Consider the following 16,535-nt stretch of genomic DNA (forward strand, 5'->3'; position numbering starts at 1 on the left):
CGCCGTCCGCTGACCGGATCCGTGCGCGGGGTGGGGAGGGGAGTGGGACCGATCCGATCGAGGGGGGTACGTTTCCGCTCGTGCCCGCTCCCAAGAAGGCCCTCAGGCGATCCCTGACGGTCACCTCCGCCGCCCTGACCGCTCTCGCTCTCCTCTCCCCCACCGCGCTCGCCGCCCCGAGCCCGTCGGCGAGTCCGTCGGCCACTCCGCCGGCGTCGATGTCGACGGTCGGCGGCGCGCGGCTCGGAAAGCCCGGGACGCAGGTGGAGCCGGCGGGCGGGGCGCCCGTACTGCCGAAGGACCTCACCGCCCGGTCGTGGATCGTGGCGGACGCCGAGTCGGGCGACGTGCTGGCGGCGCACAACGCGCACTGGCGGCTGGCCCCGGCGAGCACCCTGAAGATGCTGTTCGCGGACACGCTGCTGCCGAAGTGGCCGAAGACCACGAAGCACAAGGTCGAGGTGTCCGACCTCGCGGGCATCGGCGCCGGGTCCAGCCTGGTCGGCGTCAAGGAGGAGGAGACCTACACCGTCCACGACCTGTGGCTCGGGGTCTTCCTGCGCTCGGGCAACGACGCGGTGCACGTGCTGTCCGCCATGAACGGCGGCGTGGAGCAGACCGTCGCGGACATGAACGCGCACGCCGAGGAGTTGCAGGCGCTCGACACGCACGCGGTCAGCCCCGACGGCTACGACATGCCCGGGCAGGTGTCCTCGGCGTACGACCTGACGCTCTTCGCGCGTTCGGGGCTGCAGAAGAAGGACTTCCGCGAGTACGCCTCGACCGTCCGGGCGAAGTTCCCGGGCGAGACGAAGAAGGACAAGAAGGGGAAGACGACCCGCAAGCCCTTCGAGATCCAGAACACCAACCGGCTGCTGGCCGGCGACTACGACGTCGACGTCTACCCGGGCATCGCGGGCGTGAAGAACGGCAACACCACCAACGCGGGCGCCACCTTCACGGGCGTCGCCGAGCGCGACGGCCGGGTGCTGCTCGTCACCGTGATGAACCCGGCGAAGGACGAGCACAACGAGGTCTACAAGGAGACCGCCCGCCTGTTCGACTGGGGGTTCAAGGCGGCCGGCAAGGTGCGGCCGGTGGGGCAGCTGGTGGCCCCGAGGAGCGCCGCTCAGGCGAGCCCGTCGGCGGAGGCCTCCGGTGAGGCCGGCGGTACCGGGAAGGGTGCGGGAGGCACGAAGCCGGTGGCGGGCGCCCCGGCCGCGGACGGCTCCGGCGGGGTCGGGGTCGCGGCCGGCATCGCCGCCGGGGCGCTGGTGCTGCTCGCGGGCGGCGCGTTCCTGATCAACCGGAAGTGGCCGCTGCCGGACCTGGTCCGCCGCCGGACCCGTCCCTGACGTCCGGGCCGCCGTCGTCCCCGGCGTCCTCCTCGCCCAGCTCCTGCTCCTTGCTGCCCGTCGCCGTCCAGGAGGCGCAGAACAGCACCAGCTTGGCGGTGAAGTTGATCCACAGCAGCAGCGCGACGGGGACGCCGAAGGCGCCGTACATGCTCTTCGCGGCGACGCCCTGGATGTAGCCGCTGAGCAGCAGCTTGAGCAGTTCGAAGCCGACCGCGCCGATCAGCGCGGCCACCACCAGGCGGCGGCGCTCGGGCTGGACGCCGGGCAGCAGGGTCAGGACGTACAGCAGCAGGAGGAAGTCGGCGAGGACGGCGACGGCGAAGGCGGCGACGTAGAGGAGGACGCCGCCGACACCGCCCTGGGCGAGGCCGATGGTGCGGATGATCCAGCCGACCAGCGCCGAGGCGACGGTGGAGATGCCGACGGTGATCAGCAGCGCGCCGCCGAGACCGACGAGGACGCCCGCGTCCTTGGCCCGGTGCAGGACCGGGTTCTCCTCCTCGTCGGGCAGTTCCCACACGGCCCGCAGACAGCCCCGCGTGGCCTCGATCCAGCCCATGCCGGTGAACAGCAGCAGGAGCGCGGAGATCACGCCGACGGTGCCGGCGTTGTCGACGAGGCCCTGGATGTTCAGCTGGTCGGAGATGCCGGGGATCTGGTCGGCGAGCTTGTCCTGGAGCTTGTCCTGCTGCTGCTTGCTGAGCGTGGCGGCGGCGACGGCGGCGGCGAGGCTGAGCAGCGGGAAGAGCGCGACGAAGCTGGTGAAGGTCATGGCGGCGGCCAGCCGGGACCACTTCACCCGGTCGAGGCGTTCGTACGCGCGCCACGCGTGCGTGATCATCAGGCGGGCGAACCAGGGTCCCACGACGGGGAGCTTCTTCAGCCAGTCCATGATCCGACCCTGCCCCCGCTCGTCCCGTTCCATGATCTCGTCCGGCGTTCCGGTTCGTCGCCGGGCCGGAAGACCAGTGTTCTTGTGCCCCAGAAGCGCAGGATCGTGCCCAGGACCATGCCGACCCCGGCGCCGGAGACCGTGTCGGCGCGCTGCGAGGTGAGGCCGAGGCCGTAGTGGCTGACGGTCAGGCAGAGCAGTTGTACTGCGGCGCCGGCGGCGTTCACGGCGAAGAACACCGCGCAGGGGCGCAGGCCCCGTGGGCGGCCGAGGTGGCGGTAGGTGCCCAGCGCGTTGCCCGCGTAGGCGACCGAGCAGCCGGCGACGAAGGAGAGGGCCTTGGCGGTGAGCGGGTCGAGGCCGGCCGGGCCGCGCAGCACGGTGAAGAGGGCGAGGTCGACGGCGTAGGCGAGCAGCCCGGCCGAGGCGAAGCCCAGCAGTTCGCGCCGGCCGGCTACCAATTGGCCACCGCCAGGCCGTACATCGCGAGCCAGACCACGCCGATCAGTGCGAGGGCGCGGTCGCGCAGGACGACGTCCTCGGGTTCGCCGGCGGTGCCGCGGTCGGCGAAGACGGCGTAGCGCAGGACGGCGAGGACGAAGGCGATCATGGAGAGTTGGCGCCAGGGCAGCACGCTGGTGTGCGGGACGCCGCCCTCCTCCATGGCCCACAGGCAGTATCCGAGGACGGCGACGCCTGCGGCGAGCTGCCAGACGAACCGGAGGTAGCCGGTGGTGTACTCGGTGAGCAACGCGCGCGTGGCACCCTCCTTCCCCGCCATCTGCACGGCCTCGGAGTAGCGCTTGGCGGCGACCATGAACAGGGCGCCGAAGCCGGTGGTGATGAGGAACCAGCGCGACAGCGGGATGCCGAGCGCGAGTCCGCCGATCATGGCCCGCATCAAGAAGCCGGTGGTGACGACGGCGAGGTCGACGACCAGGACGTGCTTGAGGCTGACGCAGTACGCCAGTTGCATCACCAGGTAGGCGGTGAGCAGGGCCGCGACGGGCGGGGGACACAGCCAGGCCGCGGCGACGGGCGCGAGGACGCCGAGGACGCCGCCGACGGCGTACGCGAGCGGGACGGGGACCCGGCCGGCGGCGACGGGGCGGTGCCGTTTGACGGGGTGGGCGCGGTCGGCCTCGGCGTCGCGGGCGTCGTTGACGAGGTAGACGGCGGCGGCGCAGGCGGTGAACAGGACGAAGACCAGTGCGAGCCGGCCCGCAGCGTGCACGGAGAACAGCTCGCCGGCGGCGGCCGGGGCGGCGGCGACCAGGACGTTCTTGATCCACTGCCGGGGGCGCGCGGTGCGCAGCAGCCCGGCCAGGACGCCTCCCGCGCGGGGCGGTGCGGGTTCCCGCTCCTGTTCCGGGGCGCGTGGACGCAGGACGGCGGTGTCGGTGACGGCCGTGTCGGTCAACGGGTGCCTCCGCGCATCCAGTCGGCGCCGAGGCGGGCCGTGAGGGCACCCAGGGCGGCGCCCGCCGCGACGTCGGAGGGGTAGTGGACGCCGACGACCAGCCGGGAGGCGCACACGGCGGCGGCCAGCGGCCAGGCGGCCCGCACTCCGAGCGCTCCGAAGACGACGGCGGCCGCGGTGGCCGAGGTGGCGTGGGAGCTGGGGAAGGAGTGCCGGCCCGCGGTGCGCACCAGGGGGACGACGTGCGTGGGGCGGGGGCGGCGTACGACCCGCTTCACGCCCATGCTGACGACGTGGGCGCCGGCGGTGAGCGCGGTGCCGCGCAGCCAGGCGGTGCGCCGGGGCGCGTCCACGGCGGCCGCGGTGAGGCCGGCCGCGAGCCACAGCGCGCCGTGCTCCCCCGCCCAGGACAGGGCGCGTGCCGCGCCCGCGACGCGCGGGTCGGTGCCGCAGGCCCTGAGCGCGGTGACGATCCGGTGGTCCATGTCGTCGAGGTCGTCCATGTGGACTCACTGTCCACGCCCGCGGCACGGGAAGTCGGGCACGCGGGAGCGACATACCATTAATCACCCGTTTCAGGGATGCTCCGAATGTTTTGGGACTAATCATTCACTCAGGGACGGGCGGGGCGATACGGTCACCGCCATGTCTGCCGACACCGTGCGCGACACCGACCGGGGCCCCGACGCCGACTGGGACACCGTCACCGGCTGGGGCCGTACGGCGCCCACCGGTGCGCTCGTCGTCCGTCCGCGGACGTACGAGGAGGCCGCCGTCGCCGTCCGGGAGTGCGGGGTGCGCGGCGGCATCGCGCGGGGCCTGGGGCGGGCGTACGGGGACGCGGCGCAGAACGCCGGGGGTGCCGTGCTCGACATGACGGCCCTGGACCGGGTGCACGCGGTCGACGTCGCCGGCGGCACCGTGCTGTGCGACGCGGGGGTCTCCCTGCACCGGCTGATGGAGGTGCTGCTGCCGCTGGGCTGGTTCGTGCCGGTGACGCCCGGCACCCGCTACGTGACGGTCGGCGGGGCGATCGGCGCGGACATCCACGGCAAGAACCATCACGTCTCGGGGTCCTTCACGCGGCACGTGCTCTCCCTGGAACTGCTCACCGCCGACGGCCGGGTCCGCACCGTCGCCCCGGGCACGCCGCTGTTCGACGCGACCGCGGGCGGCATGGGGCTGACCGGGGTGATCCTCACCGCGACGCTGCGGCTCCAGCCGGTCGAGACGGCGCTGATGTCCGTGGACACGGAGCGGGCCGGCGACCTGGACGACCTGATGGCCCGGCTGACCGCCACCGACCACCGCTACCGCTACTCGGTCGCCTGGATCGACCTCCTCGCGCGCGGCCGGGCGACCGGGCGCGCGGTGCTCACCCGCGGCGACCACGCACCGCTGGACGCTCTGAACGCGCTGCCCGCCCGCTCGCGCGCCCGGCGCGAGCCGCTGGCCTTCCGCACCTCGCGCCTGCCCGCGACCCCCGACTCCCTGCCGGGCGGGCTGCTCAGCCGGACGACGGTGGGCCTGTTCAACGAGCTCTGGTACCGCAAGGCCCCCCGGGTGAGCCGGGGCCGGCTCCAGCGGATCTCCACCTTCTTCCACCCGCTGGACGGCGTCCCGCACTGGAACCGGGTCTACGGCCGGGGCGGCTTCGTGCAGTACCAGTTCGTCGTCGGGCACGGCCGGGAGGAGGCGCTGCGCTCGATCGTGCGGCGCATCTCCGCCCGCCGCTGCCCGTCCTTCCTGGCCGTCCTCAAGCGCTTCGGCGCGGCCGACCCGGGCTGGCTCTCCTTCCCCGTGCCCGGCTGGACCCTCGCGCTGGACATCCCGGCGGGCCTGCCGGGGCTCGGGGCCTTCCTGGACGAGCTGGACGAGGAGGTCGCGCGGGCGGGCGGCCGGGTCTACCTCGCCAAGGACTCCCGGCTGCGGCCGGACCTGCTCGCCGCGATGTACCCCCGCCTGGACGACTTCCGCGCCCTGCGTGCGGAGCTGGACCCGCGCGGGGTGTTCGTCTCCGACCTGGCCCGCCGCCTCGCCCTGTGACGCCCCTGCCCCCACCGACCTGTCTGGAGCAGCCGTGAAGGACGCCTTCGGCCTCCCCCAGTCCCTCCTCGTCCTCGGCGGTACGTCCGAGATCGCGCTCGCCACCGCGCGCCGCCTGGTGGCCCGCCGCACCCGCACGGTGTGGCTGGCCGGGCGCCCCTCCCCCGCCTTGGACGCGGCCGCCGAGCAGTTGCGGGGCCTCGGTGCCGAGGTGCGCACCGTCGCCTTCGACGCGCTGGACCCGGAGTCCCACGAGGCGGCGCTCGGCAAGGTGTTCGCCGAGGGCGACATCGACCTGGTGCTGCTGGCCTTCGGCATCCTGGGCGACCAGGCGCACGACGAGCGCGAGCCGCTGAACGCCGTGCGCGTCGCGCAGACCAACTACACCGGGGCGGTCTCGGCGGGGCTGGTCGCCGCCCGTTCGCTGCAGGCGCAGGGGCACGGCTCGCTGGTGGTGCTCTCCTCCGTCGCCGGGGAGCGGGCCCGCCGCGCCAACTTCATCTACGGCTCCAGCAAGGCGGGCCTGGACGCCTTCGCGCAGGGCCTGGGCGACGCGCTGCACGGCACGGGTGTGCACGTCATGGTCGTACGGCCCGGGTTCGTGCGGTCGCGGATGACCGAGGGGATGGCTCAGGCGCCGCTCGCCACGACGCCGGAGGCGGTGGCCACGGCGATCGAGCTGGGGCTGCGGCGGCGCTCGGAGACGGTGTGGGTGCCGGGGGCGCTGCGGATGGTGATGTCGGCGGTGCGGCACCTGCCGCGGTCGGTGTTCCGGCGGCTGCCGGTGTGAGGCGCGCGGCCCCGGCCCTTCCCGGCTACCGGGCGGGCAGGGAGCCGGTCTCCACGCGGCCGGCCTGCGGCGGCACGGTGGTGCTGCCGAAGGGGAACTCGCGCAGCTTGCGCCACACCGCGTCGGCGCCCTGCTCGTACAGCGCGAAGCCGGTGCAGGGCCACTGGGCCTCGTAGTCGGACAGCTCCTCGTAGGCGCGGTCCATGGCCGCCTCGTCGATGCCGTGCGCGACGGTGACGTGCGGGTGGTACGGGAACTGCAGTTCGCGCGGGACCGGTCCGGAGGCGTCCCGCACCCGCTTCTGCAGCCAGGAGCAGGCCGCCGCGCCCTCCACCACCTGGACGTAGACGACGGGCGAGAGCGGGCGGAAGGTCCCGGTGCCGGACAGCCGCATCGGGAAGGGCCGGCCGCGGGCCGCCACCTCCGCCAGGTGCGCCTCGACCGCGGGCAGCGCGGCGCCGTCGACCTCGGTCGGCGGCAGCAGGGTGACGTGCGTGGGGATGCCGTGAGCAGCGGCGTCGCCGAAGCCCGCGCGCAGCTGCTGGAGCTTGCTGCCGTGAGGCTCCGGGACCGCGATCGACACGCCGATCGTTACGGTCCCCACTTCGTCTCCTGTCGTTGTGTGTCCTTCGGCCGGACACCCGGATATCGACTGTACGGCCACGGCTGTGCCCTGGGCAGGCGCAACCGGAGTGATGTGCAGCGCTACGGCGGCATGCCGGGGCGCACGGACGGTGCCCGGTCGGGTGCCCCGGGCGAGGTCGCGGGCGGTGCGGCGGGCGGTGGCGCGGGTCAGTGCTTGGCGGGCAGGAAGCCCACCGCGTCGTACGCCCGGGCGAGGGTCTCCGCGGCGACGGCCCGGGCCTTCTCCGCGCCCTTGGCGAGGATCGCGTCGAGCGTCTCCGGGTCGTCCAGGTACTGCTGGGTGCGCTCGCGGAAGGGGGTGACGAACTCCACGACGACGTCGGCGAGGTCCGTCTTCAGCGCGCCGTAGCCCTTGCCCTCGTACTTCCGCTCCAGCTCGGCGATCTCGGCGCCGGTGAGGGTGGAGTAGATCGTCAGCAGGTTGCTGACGCCGGGCTTGGCCTCGCGGTCGAAACGGACGACGGTGTCGGTGTCCGTGACCGCGCTCTTCACCTTCTTCGCGGTGGCCTTCGGCTCGTCGAGGAGGTTGATCAGACCCTTCGGGGTGGCCGCCGACTTGCTCATCTTGGCGGTCGGGTCCTGGAGGTCGTAGATCTTCGCCGTCTCCTTGAGGATGTAGGCGCTCGGGACGGTGAAGGCGTCGCCGTAGGTCTGGTTGAAGCGGTCCGCGAGGTCGCGGGTCAGCTCCAGGTGCTGGCGCTGGTCCTCGCCGACGGGGACCTGGTCGGCCTGGTAGAGCAGGATGTCGGCGACCATCAGCATCGGGTACGTGAACAGGCCGACGGTGGTGCGGTCGTTGCCCTGCTTGGCGGACTTGTCCTTGAACTGCGTCATCCGGGACGCCTCGCCGAAGCCGGTGATGCAGTTCATCAGCCAGCCGAGCTGGGCGTGCTCGGGGACGTGGCTCTGCACGAACAGGGTGCAGCGGTCCGGGTCGAGGCCGGCCGCGAGGAGCTGGGCGGCGGCGACGCGGGTGTTCTGCCGCAGCTCCTTCGGGTCCTGCGGGACCGTGATCGCGTGCAGGTCGACGACCATGTAGAACGCGTCGTGGGTGTCCTGCATGTCGACCCACTGGCGGACGGCGCCGAGGTAGTTGCCGAGGTGGAACGAGCCGGAGGTCGGCTGGATACCGGAGAGCACGCGCGGACGACGCTGCATGGCGGAGCCATCCCCATGAGGGCGGTGGTGGGAGACGGGCGGGCGTTCGTTGGCCATGTTCACCATTCTCTCAGGCTTGCGGGGGCGGTCGGGCACGGGTTCGGAACAGGGGGGCTCCATTCCGTGCCCGGGGGTGTAACAAGGGTGGGAACGGGCGGGAGGGGGCGCGGTGGGGCGACGGTGGGTGCGCGCGGCGGCGGGGGCCGCGGCGCTGTGGTGGGCGGGCGTGACGGGGGCTGCCGCGGCGGACGGGGCCCGGGCCGTCGACGAGCCGGACGTGGCGGTGGTCGTGTGGGCGGGCGACGGGCGCACCGCGTCCTGGCACGCGGGCGAGTCCGACTTCGACCGGCTGCGGTGGCTGCTCGACCCGGCCTACACGGGCACGGAGCGGGTTCCGGAGGCCTGGACGGAGGGCCGGCGGCCCCCGGTGCGGTTCACGGTGCTGTGGGGGCTGACCGGCGTCGGGGGCTGGCCGCAGACGCAGCGGGCGCCCGGCGGCGACGTGGCGATGCTGCGTCAGGACCAGTTCTTCCTGGCCGGGGACGGCACCCCGTGGGTGCGCTCGGACCTGGCGCCGGACCTGACGGACGACGACATCCGCTGGCACCGGGCGTCGCGGCGCGCCTATGAGCAGATGACCGACGCGGGCTTCTTCACCGCCGGCGGCACGGGCGCAGAAGGGGACGACGACGGGTGGCACGGCGTGTGGTGGGCGGCCGCCGCCGGGCTCGGGACGGGGGTCGCGGGGACGCTGCTGATACGCCGCGCGGCGGACCGGTACCGTGCCGGACCGCCGCGCGGGGAACCTCGTCAGGAGCTGATCGACCTGTAGGCCGGCCTGCCGGGAGGCTCAGCCGAGGTCGATCTCCGGGTACAGCGGGAAGCCGGCCACCAGGTCGGTGGCGCGGTGCGCGATCTCGTCGGCGACCTTCGCGTCGAGGACGTGGGAGGCCTTGGAGGGGGCGCCGGACTTGGTGGTGCCGGGCTCGGTGGTGGTCAGGACGCGGTCGATCAGGCCCGCGACCTCGTCCATCTCCGCGGTGCCGAGGCCGCGCGTGGTCAGCGCCGGGGTGCCGATGCGGATGCCCGAGGTGTACCAGGCGCCGTTCGGGTCGGCCGGGATGGCGTTGCGGTTGGTGACGATGCCGGAGTCGAGCAGCGCGGCCTCGGCCTGGCGGCCGGTGAGGCCGTAGGAGGACGCCACGTCGATCAGGTTGAGGTGGTTGTCCGTGCCGCCGGTCACCAGGGTGGCGCCGCGCTTGATCAGGCCCTCGGCGAGCGCGCGGGCGTTGTCGACGATGCGCTGCGCGTAGTCCTGGAACGCGGGCTGCCGGGCCTCGGCGAGGGCGACGGCCTTGGCGGCCATGACGTGCGGGAGCGGGCCGCCGAGGACCATCGGGCAGCCGCGGTCGACCTGGTCCTTGAGGGAGTCGTCGCACAGGACCATGCCGCCGCGCGGGCCGCGCAGCGACTTGTGGGTGGTCGTCGTCACGATCTGGGCGTGCGGGACCGGGTCGAAGTCACCGGTCAGGACCTTGCCCGCGACCAGGCCGGCGAAGTGCGCCATGTCGACCATGAGGGTCGCGCCGACCTCGTCGGCGATCTCGCGCATGATCCGGAAGTTCACCAGCCGGGGGTACGCGGAGTAGCCCGCGACGAGGATCAGCGGCTTGAACTCGCGGGCGGACGCGCGCAGGGCCTCGTAGTCGATGAGACCGGTGGCGGGGTCGGTGCCGTAGGAGCGCTGGTCGAACATCTTGCCGGAGATGTTCGGGCGGAAGCCGTGGGTGAGGTGGCCGCCGGCGTCCAGGGACATGCCGAGCATGCGCTGGTTGCCGAAGGCCCGGCGCAGCTCGGCCCAGTCGGCGTCGGTGAGGTCGTTGACCTGGCGGGCGCCGGCCTGCTCCAGGAAGGGCACCTCGACGCGGGCGCCGAGGACGGCCCAGAAGGCGACCAGGTTGGCGTCGATGCCGGAGTGCGGCTGGACGTAGGCGTGGCGGGCGCCGAACAGCTCGCGGGCGTGCTCGGCGGCGAGGGACTCGACGGTGTCGACGTTGCGGCAGCCGGCGTAGAAGCGGCGGCCGATGGTGCCCTCGGCGTACTTGTCGCTGAACCAGTTGCCCATGGCGAGGAGGGTGGCCGGGGAGGCGTAGTTCTCCGAGGCGATCAGCTTGAGCATCTCGCGCTGGTCGGCGACCTCCTGGCCGATGGCGTCCGCGACGCGGGGCTCGACGGTTCGGATGACGTCGAGCGCGGCTCGGTAGGCGGTGGACTCGGGGGAGATCTCTGCGGGCACGGGGGTCCTCCGGACGTTGCAGGCAGCGTTCAGGTCGGCCCAGGCGCACGGCACGTGTTCTCGTCGGGCCGCTCCCCGATGGTTGGACCCATCCCTGCGCGCCAGTCACGGCCCGGGGTCAGGGTACCGGGTGGGGTGGGGACGTGCCGTGGGTGTCCGTGATGCGGAAGGGCCCGTCCTCAAAGGATCACGTGGGGCAGGAAGCGGGCGTACTCGTCCGTCACCAGGCCCGAGGACTCCCTGATGCCCAGGCCCGCCGACTCGTTCTCCACCACCCAGGCGCCCAGGACGACGCGGTTGCCGTCGAAGTCGGGCAACGGGGCCAGTTCCTGGTAGCAGCAGGGTTCGGAGCGGGGGGCGGGGTCGGTGCCCGGTTCGTGGATCGTGACGCCGGCGCCCTCGCGGCCGAGGAGGGGCTTGGCGACCCAGCCCGTGGTCGTGGCGAGGTCGCGCGGGCCGTCCAGGTGGGCCGGGAGGAGGTTGGGGTGGCCGGGGTACAGCTCCCAGAGGACGGCCAGCAGGGCCTTGTTGCTGAGCAGCATCTTCCAGGCGGGCTCGATCCACAGGGTGCTGCCGGTGCCGCCGCCGTTGTCGAGCGTGTCCAGGACGTGGCCGGCGAAGCGGTCGGTGGTGAGCCACTCCCAGGGGTAGAGCTTGAAGAGGCTGCGGATGAAGCGCAGCCTGTTGTCGACGAAGCGGCCGGAGAGGCGGTCCCAGCCGATCTCCTCCATGGAGATCCAGTCGGTCTCCAGGCCGGCCTGCTCGGCGGTCTCCTTGAGGTAGGCGACCGTCATCAGGTCCTCGCCGAGTTCGTCGTCCGAGGAGTGCGCGAAGTACAGGGGGTTGCCGGGCGGCAGCAGCGCGGCCTGCTTCCTCCAGGCGTCGACGAGCCGCTCGTGGAGGCTGTTCCACTGGTCGGCGCCGGGGAAGCGCTCCTCCATCCAGAACCACTGCGGGGACGCCGCCTCGACCAGGGAGGTCGGGGTGTCCGCGTTGTACTCCAGGAGCTTGGCGGGGCCGGTGCCGTCGTAGCGCAGGTCGAAGCGGGCGTAGACGGAGGGGAGTTCGGCGCGGCGGTGCCAGGCCTCGGTGACGGCGCGGACGACGCGCGGGTCGGTGATGCCGAGGTCGGCGAAGCGGTCCGCGGTGACGATGTGCTCGGCGGCCGCGAGGCACATGCGGTGCAGTTCCTCGACGACCTCCTCCAGCGCCTCGACCTCGGGCAGGGAGAAGACGTAGTAGGCGCTCTCGTCCCAGTAGGGGCGCAGGGAGTCGTCGGGGTAGCGGGTCAGGGGGTAGATCAGCCCCTGTTCCTCGACGGTCTGCTGCCAGCCGGGGCGGGGGTCGGTGGTGCGGCGTTCCACGGCCGGGCTCAGCCGCCGCCGCTGCCGGAGCCGGAGCAGCCGAAGCCGCCCCGGTCGACGGCCTCGGACCGGCTGAAGGTGCCGTAGTCGGCCCAGCCGTTGCTGACGTCGGCGTCGTAGTACCAGTCGGCGTCGCCCACGGACTTCGACGAGCCCTTCTTGCCGCCCTTGCCGTACGAACCGCCGGACGAGCCGCTGTTGGAGGAGCCCGACTTGCAGTTCTTGTCGGCGACGACCTTGTAGCCGTTGAGGTAGTCGTAGCTGTCGCGGTCCACGCAGCGGCGGTCCGGGTCCGAACCGCAGGCGCTGAGGGCCGCCGCGAGCACTCCCATGCCGCCGAGCACCACGGTGCTCGACCGCAGCCGTCGCCGGGTCTCCGCCATGTCCGCAACTCCCCCGTTGTGCGTTCTTCTGCTTTCCGTACGTCAGTTGGACTGATCGAGTGTACGGCCGACACCGGGGACGGACTCTACGGCAGGGTGCGGCCCAGCGCTTCCAGGGCCCCCGCCCAAGCGTGGTCGGGCGGGGTGCCGTAGCCGACGACGACGGCGTCCATGGGGTCGGCGGTGGCGTCGGGGTGGCGGAAGACCGACAGGCCGTACAGGCCGAGGCCCTGCCAGGCCGCCGCGCGGACGACCGACTGCTCGGTGCCGGGCGGCAGTCGCAGTACGGCGTGCAGGCCGGCCGCGATGCCGGTCACCCGCACCTCGGGGCTGCGGGCGGCGACGTGGGCGACCAGGGCGTCGCGGCGCCGGCGGTAGCGCAGGCGGGCGGAGCGGACGTGGCGGTCGTAGGCGCCGGAGGTCAGGAACTCGGCCAGGGTCAGCTGGTCGAGGACTCCGCTGGTGTCCAGGCCGCCGCGGGTGGCCGTGAGGTCGTCGGCGAGGCCGGGGGGCAGCACCATCCAGGCCAGCCGCAGGCCGGGGGCGAGGGACTTGCTCGCGGTGCCGAGGTGGACGACGCGGTCGGGGTCGAGGCCCTGGAGGGCGCCGACGGGCTGGCGGTCGTAGCGGAACTCGCCGTCGTAGTCGTCCTCCAGGACCAGGCCGCCGGTGCGCCGCGCCCAGTCGACGACGGCCGCCCGCCGGTCGGGGTGCAGGGGCATGCCGAGCGGGAACTGGTGGGCCGGGGTGAGCAGCACGGCGCCCGTGCCCGGCGGGACGTCGGGGTCGGTGCCGTGCGCGTCCAGCGGCAGCGGGACGGTGCGCAGTCCGGCGGCGGTCAGCAGGTCGCGGTGGACGTGCAGGCCGTACGACTCGACGGCGACGGTGTGCACGCCGCGGGCCCGCAGCACGGTGGCGAGCAGGGTCAGGCCGTGGGCGAAACCGCCGCAGATCAGCACGCGTTCGGTGTCGGCGCGCACGCCGCGGGCCCGGGCGAGGTAGTCGGCCAGGGCGCCGCGCAGCTCGGGACGACCGCGCGGGTCGCCGTAGCCGAGGGCGTCGTTGGGGGCGGCGGTGAGGGCGCGGCGGGCGGCCCTGAGCCACTCGGCGCGCGGGAAGGAGGCGAGGTCGGGGTTGCCCGGGCGCAGGTCGTAGACGGGGCGGGCCGGTGCGCGGGAGCGGGGGGCGGTGTCGGCGGGCGGTACGACGGCGCGGTCGGCGACGCGGGTGCCGGAGCCCTGGCGTGCGGTGAGCCAGCCCTCGGCGACCAGGTCGGCGTAGGCGTCGGCGACGGTGTTGCGGGCGATGCCGAGGTCGGCGGCGAGGGTGCGGGAGGAGGGCAGGCGGGTGCCGGGGGTCAGGCGGCCGGTGCGGACGGCCTCGCGCAGGGCGTCGGTCAGGCCGCGGCGCAGGCCGGGACCGGCCGGTTCCAGGTGGAGGTCGATACCGAGAGTGGCCCAGGGATTCGCCATGGGAATGGACCATACCGGTGGGCTGCTTCGTCCTAGGCTCGACGGCATGACGACGAACACCGATGAGACGACCACTGACGGCACGCAGGCAACGGGCTACGCCGCCGAGCCGCCCGTCCGGCTGAACTGGTCCCAGCACGCCCCCGACGTCTACAAGGCGATGCTCCGGCTCGACACCGCCGCCAGGCGGGGGCTTGACCCGAAGCTGTACGAGCTGGTGAAGATCCGCGCCTCGCAGCTCAACCACTGCGCCTTCTGCCTCGACATGCACACCAAGGACGCGCTCGCGGCCGGCGAGAGCGTGGAGCGGATCGTGCAGCTCGGCGCCTGGGAGGAGTCGCCGCACTTCTACACGGAGAAGGAGCTGGCGGCGATCGGGCTGACCGAGGCGGTCACCGTCCTGACGGACGGTTTCGTGCCGGACGAGGTGTACGAGGAGGCCGCGGCCCACTTCGAGGAGGCCGAGCTGGCGCAGCTGATCTCCGCCATCGCGGTGATCAACACCTGGAACCGCTTCGGCGTGACCTGCCGCATGACGCCGGGCCACTACCGCCCGGGGCAGCACGGATGACGGCCCGTACGACCCATCTGGACGACCGCGTCCGCTCCGCGCTGCGGACGGTGGGCGCCGCCGCCAAGCGGGGGCTGGGGGACGCGGGCCTGGCGGAGCTGGTGCAGATCCGGGCCTCGCAGCTCAACCACTGCGCCTTCTGCCTGGACATGCATCTCGGACTCGCCCGTGAGCAGGGGGTGAGCGAGCGGAAGCTGGATCTGCTCGCCGCCTGGGAGGAGGCCGGTGAGGTCTTCGACGCCCGGGAGCGGGCCGCGCTGGCGCTGACCGAGGCGGTGACGGTGCTGACGGAGAGCTTCGTGCCCGACGAGGTGTACGAGCAGGCCGCGACCCACTTCGAGGAGGCGGAGCTGGCCCACCTGCTGGCGCTGATCGCGACGATCAACACCTGGAACCGGCTGATGGTGGCCCGCCGGATTCCCGCCGGGAGCACGGAGTGGTGACTGGGCCGGACGGCGTCGAGCGGTTCCGTGCGCTGCATCACGGGCGGGCCGCGGACGATCCCCTCGTGCTGCCCGGCCCCTGGGACGCGGCGAGCGCCCGGGCGTTCGCCGCGGCCGGCTTCCCGGCGCTCGCGACGCCGAGCGCCGGGGTGGCGGCCTCGCTCGGGTACGAGGACGGGGCGACCCCGGCCGACGAGATGTTCGCGGCGGTCGCCCGGATCGTGCGCGCCGTGGACGTCCCCGTGTCGGCGGACGTCGAGGGCGGGTACGGGCTGGCGCCGAAGGAGCTGGTGGAACGGCTCCTCGAGGCGGGCGCCGTCGGCTGCAACCTGGAGGACTCCACCGACGCGGGGCTCAAGGACCCGCAGGAGCACGCCGAGTGGCTGGCCGGGGTGCGGGAGGCGGCCGGCGGCCGGCTGTTCCTGAACGCCCGGATCGACACGTTCATCAGGGGCGTCGACGCCCCGGAGGCGGCGATCGAGCGGGCGGCGGCCTACGTCGCCGCGGGCGCCGACTGCGTGTACCCGATCGCCGCCCCCGTCGCCGTACTGCCGCGGCTGCGGGCCGGGATCCGGGGGCCGATGAACGTGTTCGCGCGTCCCGGGGAAGGCCCCTCGCCCGCCGAACTCGGCGGGCTCGGGGCCACCCGGGTCACGTTCGGGCCGGGTCTCCAGCGGCAGGCCGAGCAGGCGGTGCGGGAGCACGCGCGACGGCTCGCGGCCGGGCCGGGGCGGTAGGGGTCAGGGCAGCCACTTCTTCCAGACGGACTTGTGGCTGTCCACCCACTTCTCCGCCGCCACCTGGGGCCGCATCTTCTTCTCGGCGATCATCAGGGAGACCTCGTTCTGGTCCTCGGTCGTCCACGTGAAGTTCTTCAGGAACTCGGCCGCGTCGCCGCCGTTCTTCGCGAAGTCGGCGTTGAGGTACTTCTGCAGCGGGGTGACCGGGTAGGCGCAGTCGACCTTCGCCGGGTCGGCGTCGCAGCCCTCCTCGTACGGCGGCAGCTTCACCTCGGTCATCGGCACCTTCTCCATCAGCCACTGGGGTGTGTACCAGTAGCTCAGGAAGGGCTTCTTCTCCTTGGCGAACTGCTGCATCTGGGTGATCTGGGCGGCCTCGGAGCCGGCGAAGACGACCTGGTAGTCCAGGTCCAGGTTCTTCACCAGGGCCTTGTCGTTGGTGACGTAGGACGGGGAGCCGTCCAGGAGCTGGCCCTTGCCGCCGCTCTCCGCGGTGCGCAGCAGGTCGGCGTACTTGTTGAGGTTCTTCCAGTTCGTGACGTCCGGGTGCTTCTTCGCGAAGTACGTCGGCACGAACCAGCCGATGTGGCCGGTGACGCCGAGGTCGCCGCCGGGGGCGATGGTCTTCTTGTCCTCGACGTAGCGCTGTTCCTGCTCGGGGTGGCCCCAGTCCTCCAGGATGGCGTCCACCCGGCCCTGGCTGAGCGCGTCCCAGGCGGGGACCTCGTCGACCTGCACGGTGTCGACGCGGTAGCCCAGCTCGTGCTCCAGCAGGTACTGGGCGACGGCCACGTTGGCCTGGGCACCGACCCAGGACTGCACGGACAGGGTGACCGTCTTGGCGCCCTGGGCATTGGCGAACGGGGACGCCTGCTTGGTCATGTCGGCGGCGCCGCAGCCGGTGAGCAGGGTCAGCGCGGCGGCCGAGGCCACGGCGGTGGTGACGCGTACCCGCAT

18 protein-coding genes and 1 riboswitch are annotated in these 16,535 nt (G+C 73.2%); of the genes, 7 read left to right on the top strand and 11 right to left on the bottom strand.

What is annotated here, in order from left to right:
- The first annotated feature begins 80 nt into the window (after positions 1 to 80).
- Positions 81 to 1,355 carry a D-alanyl-D-alanine carboxypeptidase gene (locus D1J63_RS13995; protein ID WP_347141238.1) on the top strand — a complete coding sequence of 425 codons (1,275 nt, stop codon included), beginning with the start codon at positions 81 to 83 and terminating at the stop codon, positions 1,353 to 1,355.
- Here D1J63_RS13995 and D1J63_RS14000 read toward each other — a convergent pair.
- From D1J63_RS14000 to D1J63_RS14015, 4 genes are read right to left on the bottom strand one after another with little or no spacing between them, the layout of a single operon-like run.
- The gene (locus D1J63_RS14000; protein WP_241235557.1) at positions 1,303 to 2,250 is read right to left on the bottom strand and encodes a YihY/virulence factor BrkB family protein; all 948 of its coding nucleotides are present in this window, start codon (positions 2,248 to 2,250) and stop codon (positions 1,303 to 1,305) included. The two genes, D1J63_RS13995 and D1J63_RS14000, sit on opposite strands and share 53 nt — an antisense overlap.
- Complete coding sequence (locus D1J63_RS14005) at positions 2,238 to 2,711, bottom strand: GtrA family protein (RefSeq protein WP_125629132.1); 474 nt, start codon at positions 2,709 to 2,711, stop codon at positions 2,238 to 2,240. Before D1J63_RS14005 ends, D1J63_RS14000 begins: the two co-directional genes overlap by 13 nt.
- Positions 2,705 to 3,637, bottom strand: coding sequence for a decaprenyl-phosphate phosphoribosyltransferase (locus tag D1J63_RS14010; RefSeq protein WP_206436808.1), 933 nt, complete (start codon positions 3,635 to 3,637; stop codon positions 2,705 to 2,707). Before D1J63_RS14010 ends, D1J63_RS14005 begins: the two co-directional genes overlap by 7 nt.
- Positions 3,638 to 3,666: 29 nt before the next feature.
- On the bottom strand, positions 3,667 to 4,173 hold the full coding sequence (locus D1J63_RS14015; RefSeq protein ID WP_125629134.1) for a phosphatase PAP2 family protein: 507 nt from the start codon (positions 4,171 to 4,173) through the stop codon (positions 3,667 to 3,669).
- Between the two features lie 142 nt (positions 4,174 to 4,315).
- On the opposite strand from D1J63_RS14015, the gene D1J63_RS14020 reads away from it, so the two are divergent.
- Together D1J63_RS14020 and D1J63_RS14025 are read left to right on the top strand one after the other, a co-directional pair.
- Positions 4,316 to 5,716, top strand: coding sequence for an FAD-binding oxidoreductase (locus D1J63_RS14020; protein ID WP_125629135.1), 1,401 nt, complete (start codon positions 4,316 to 4,318; stop codon positions 5,714 to 5,716).
- 34 nt (positions 5,717 to 5,750) lie between these two features.
- On the top strand, positions 5,751 to 6,506 hold the full coding sequence (locus D1J63_RS14025) for a decaprenylphospho-beta-D-erythro-pentofuranosid-2-ulose 2-reductase (RefSeq protein ID WP_125629136.1): 756 nt from the start codon (positions 5,751 to 5,753) through the stop codon (positions 6,504 to 6,506).
- Positions 6,507 to 6,531: 25 nt separating this feature from the next.
- Here the strand turns inward: D1J63_RS14025 and D1J63_RS14030 are convergent, their stop codons facing one another.
- Together D1J63_RS14030 and trpS are read right to left on the bottom strand one after the other, a co-directional pair.
- Positions 6,532 to 7,110 carry a 2'-5' RNA ligase family protein gene (locus D1J63_RS14030; protein ID WP_125629137.1) on the bottom strand — a complete coding sequence of 193 codons (579 nt, stop codon included), beginning with the start codon at positions 7,108 to 7,110 and terminating at the stop codon, positions 6,532 to 6,534.
- Positions 7,111 to 7,298: 188 nt separating this feature from the next.
- Entirely contained in the window at positions 7,299 to 8,309 is a 1,011-nt protein-coding gene (gene trpS / locus D1J63_RS14035) for a tryptophan--tRNA ligase (RefSeq protein ID WP_125635457.1), read from the bottom strand.
- Between the two features lie 169 nt (positions 8,310 to 8,478).
- Here trpS and D1J63_RS14040 point away from each other — a divergent pair, with 169 nt between their 5' ends.
- Positions 8,479 to 9,141, top strand: coding sequence for a hypothetical protein (locus D1J63_RS14040; protein WP_241235558.1), 663 nt, complete (start codon positions 8,479 to 8,481; stop codon positions 9,139 to 9,141).
- Positions 9,142 to 9,159: 18 nt separating this feature from the next.
- Here D1J63_RS14040 and D1J63_RS14045 read toward each other — a convergent pair whose 3' ends face one another.
- The 4 genes from D1J63_RS14045 to D1J63_RS14060 form a co-directional block, all read right to left on the bottom strand.
- Positions 9,160 to 10,605, bottom strand: coding sequence for a glycine hydroxymethyltransferase (locus D1J63_RS14045; protein ID WP_125629138.1), 1,446 nt, complete (start codon positions 10,603 to 10,605; stop codon positions 9,160 to 9,162).
- 30 nt (positions 10,606 to 10,635) lie between these two features.
- A riboswitch (ZMP/ZTP riboswitch) is annotated at positions 10,636 to 10,724 on the bottom strand.
- A 60-nt stretch (positions 10,725 to 10,784) separates the two neighbouring features.
- Complete coding sequence (locus D1J63_RS14050) at positions 10,785 to 11,969, bottom strand: glutathionylspermidine synthase family protein (RefSeq protein WP_125629139.1); 1,185 nt, start codon at positions 11,967 to 11,969, stop codon at positions 10,785 to 10,787.
- An 8-nt stretch (positions 11,970 to 11,977) separates the two neighbouring features.
- The gene (locus D1J63_RS14055) at positions 11,978 to 12,352 is read right to left on the bottom strand and encodes a hypothetical protein (RefSeq protein WP_125629140.1); all 375 of its coding nucleotides are present in this window, start codon (positions 12,350 to 12,352) and stop codon (positions 11,978 to 11,980) included.
- Between the two features lie 86 nt (positions 12,353 to 12,438).
- Positions 12,439 to 13,824, bottom strand: a complete 1,386-nt coding sequence (locus D1J63_RS14060; protein ID WP_125629141.1) for a PLP-dependent aminotransferase family protein — start codon at positions 13,822 to 13,824, stop codon at positions 12,439 to 12,441.
- Positions 13,825 to 13,870: 46 nt separating this feature from the next.
- Here D1J63_RS14060 and D1J63_RS14065 point away from each other — a divergent pair, with 46 nt between their 5' ends.
- Genes D1J63_RS14065 through D1J63_RS14075 form a run of 3 tightly spaced genes read left to right on the top strand, consistent with a single transcriptional unit; the run spans position 13,871 to position 15,575 of the window.
- The gene (locus tag D1J63_RS14065; protein WP_125629142.1) at positions 13,871 to 14,395 is read left to right on the top strand and encodes a carboxymuconolactone decarboxylase family protein; all 525 of its coding nucleotides are present in this window, start codon (positions 13,871 to 13,873) and stop codon (positions 14,393 to 14,395) included.
- Positions 14,392 to 14,838, top strand: coding sequence for a carboxymuconolactone decarboxylase family protein (locus D1J63_RS14070; protein WP_125629143.1), 447 nt, complete (start codon positions 14,392 to 14,394; stop codon positions 14,836 to 14,838). Before D1J63_RS14065 ends, D1J63_RS14070 begins: the two co-directional genes overlap by 4 nt.
- Complete coding sequence (locus D1J63_RS14075; protein ID WP_240798720.1) at positions 14,832 to 15,575, top strand: isocitrate lyase/phosphoenolpyruvate mutase family protein; 744 nt, start codon at positions 14,832 to 14,834, stop codon at positions 15,573 to 15,575. The genes D1J63_RS14070 and D1J63_RS14075 overlap by 7 nt, the downstream gene beginning before the upstream one ends.
- A gap of 3 nt (positions 15,576 to 15,578) precedes the next feature.
- Here D1J63_RS14075 and D1J63_RS14080 read toward each other — a convergent pair whose 3' ends face one another.
- Positions 15,579 to 16,535 (bottom strand): ABC transporter substrate-binding protein, encoded by a 957-nt coding sequence (locus tag D1J63_RS14080; protein WP_102932222.1) that lies wholly within the window; start codon positions 16,533 to 16,535, stop codon positions 15,579 to 15,581.

The sequence above is a fragment of the Streptomyces sp. KPB2 genome, from assembly GCF_003950055.1.
GTDB classification, from domain to species: Bacteria; Actinomycetota; Actinomycetes; order Streptomycetales; family Streptomycetaceae; genus Streptomyces; species Streptomyces salinarius.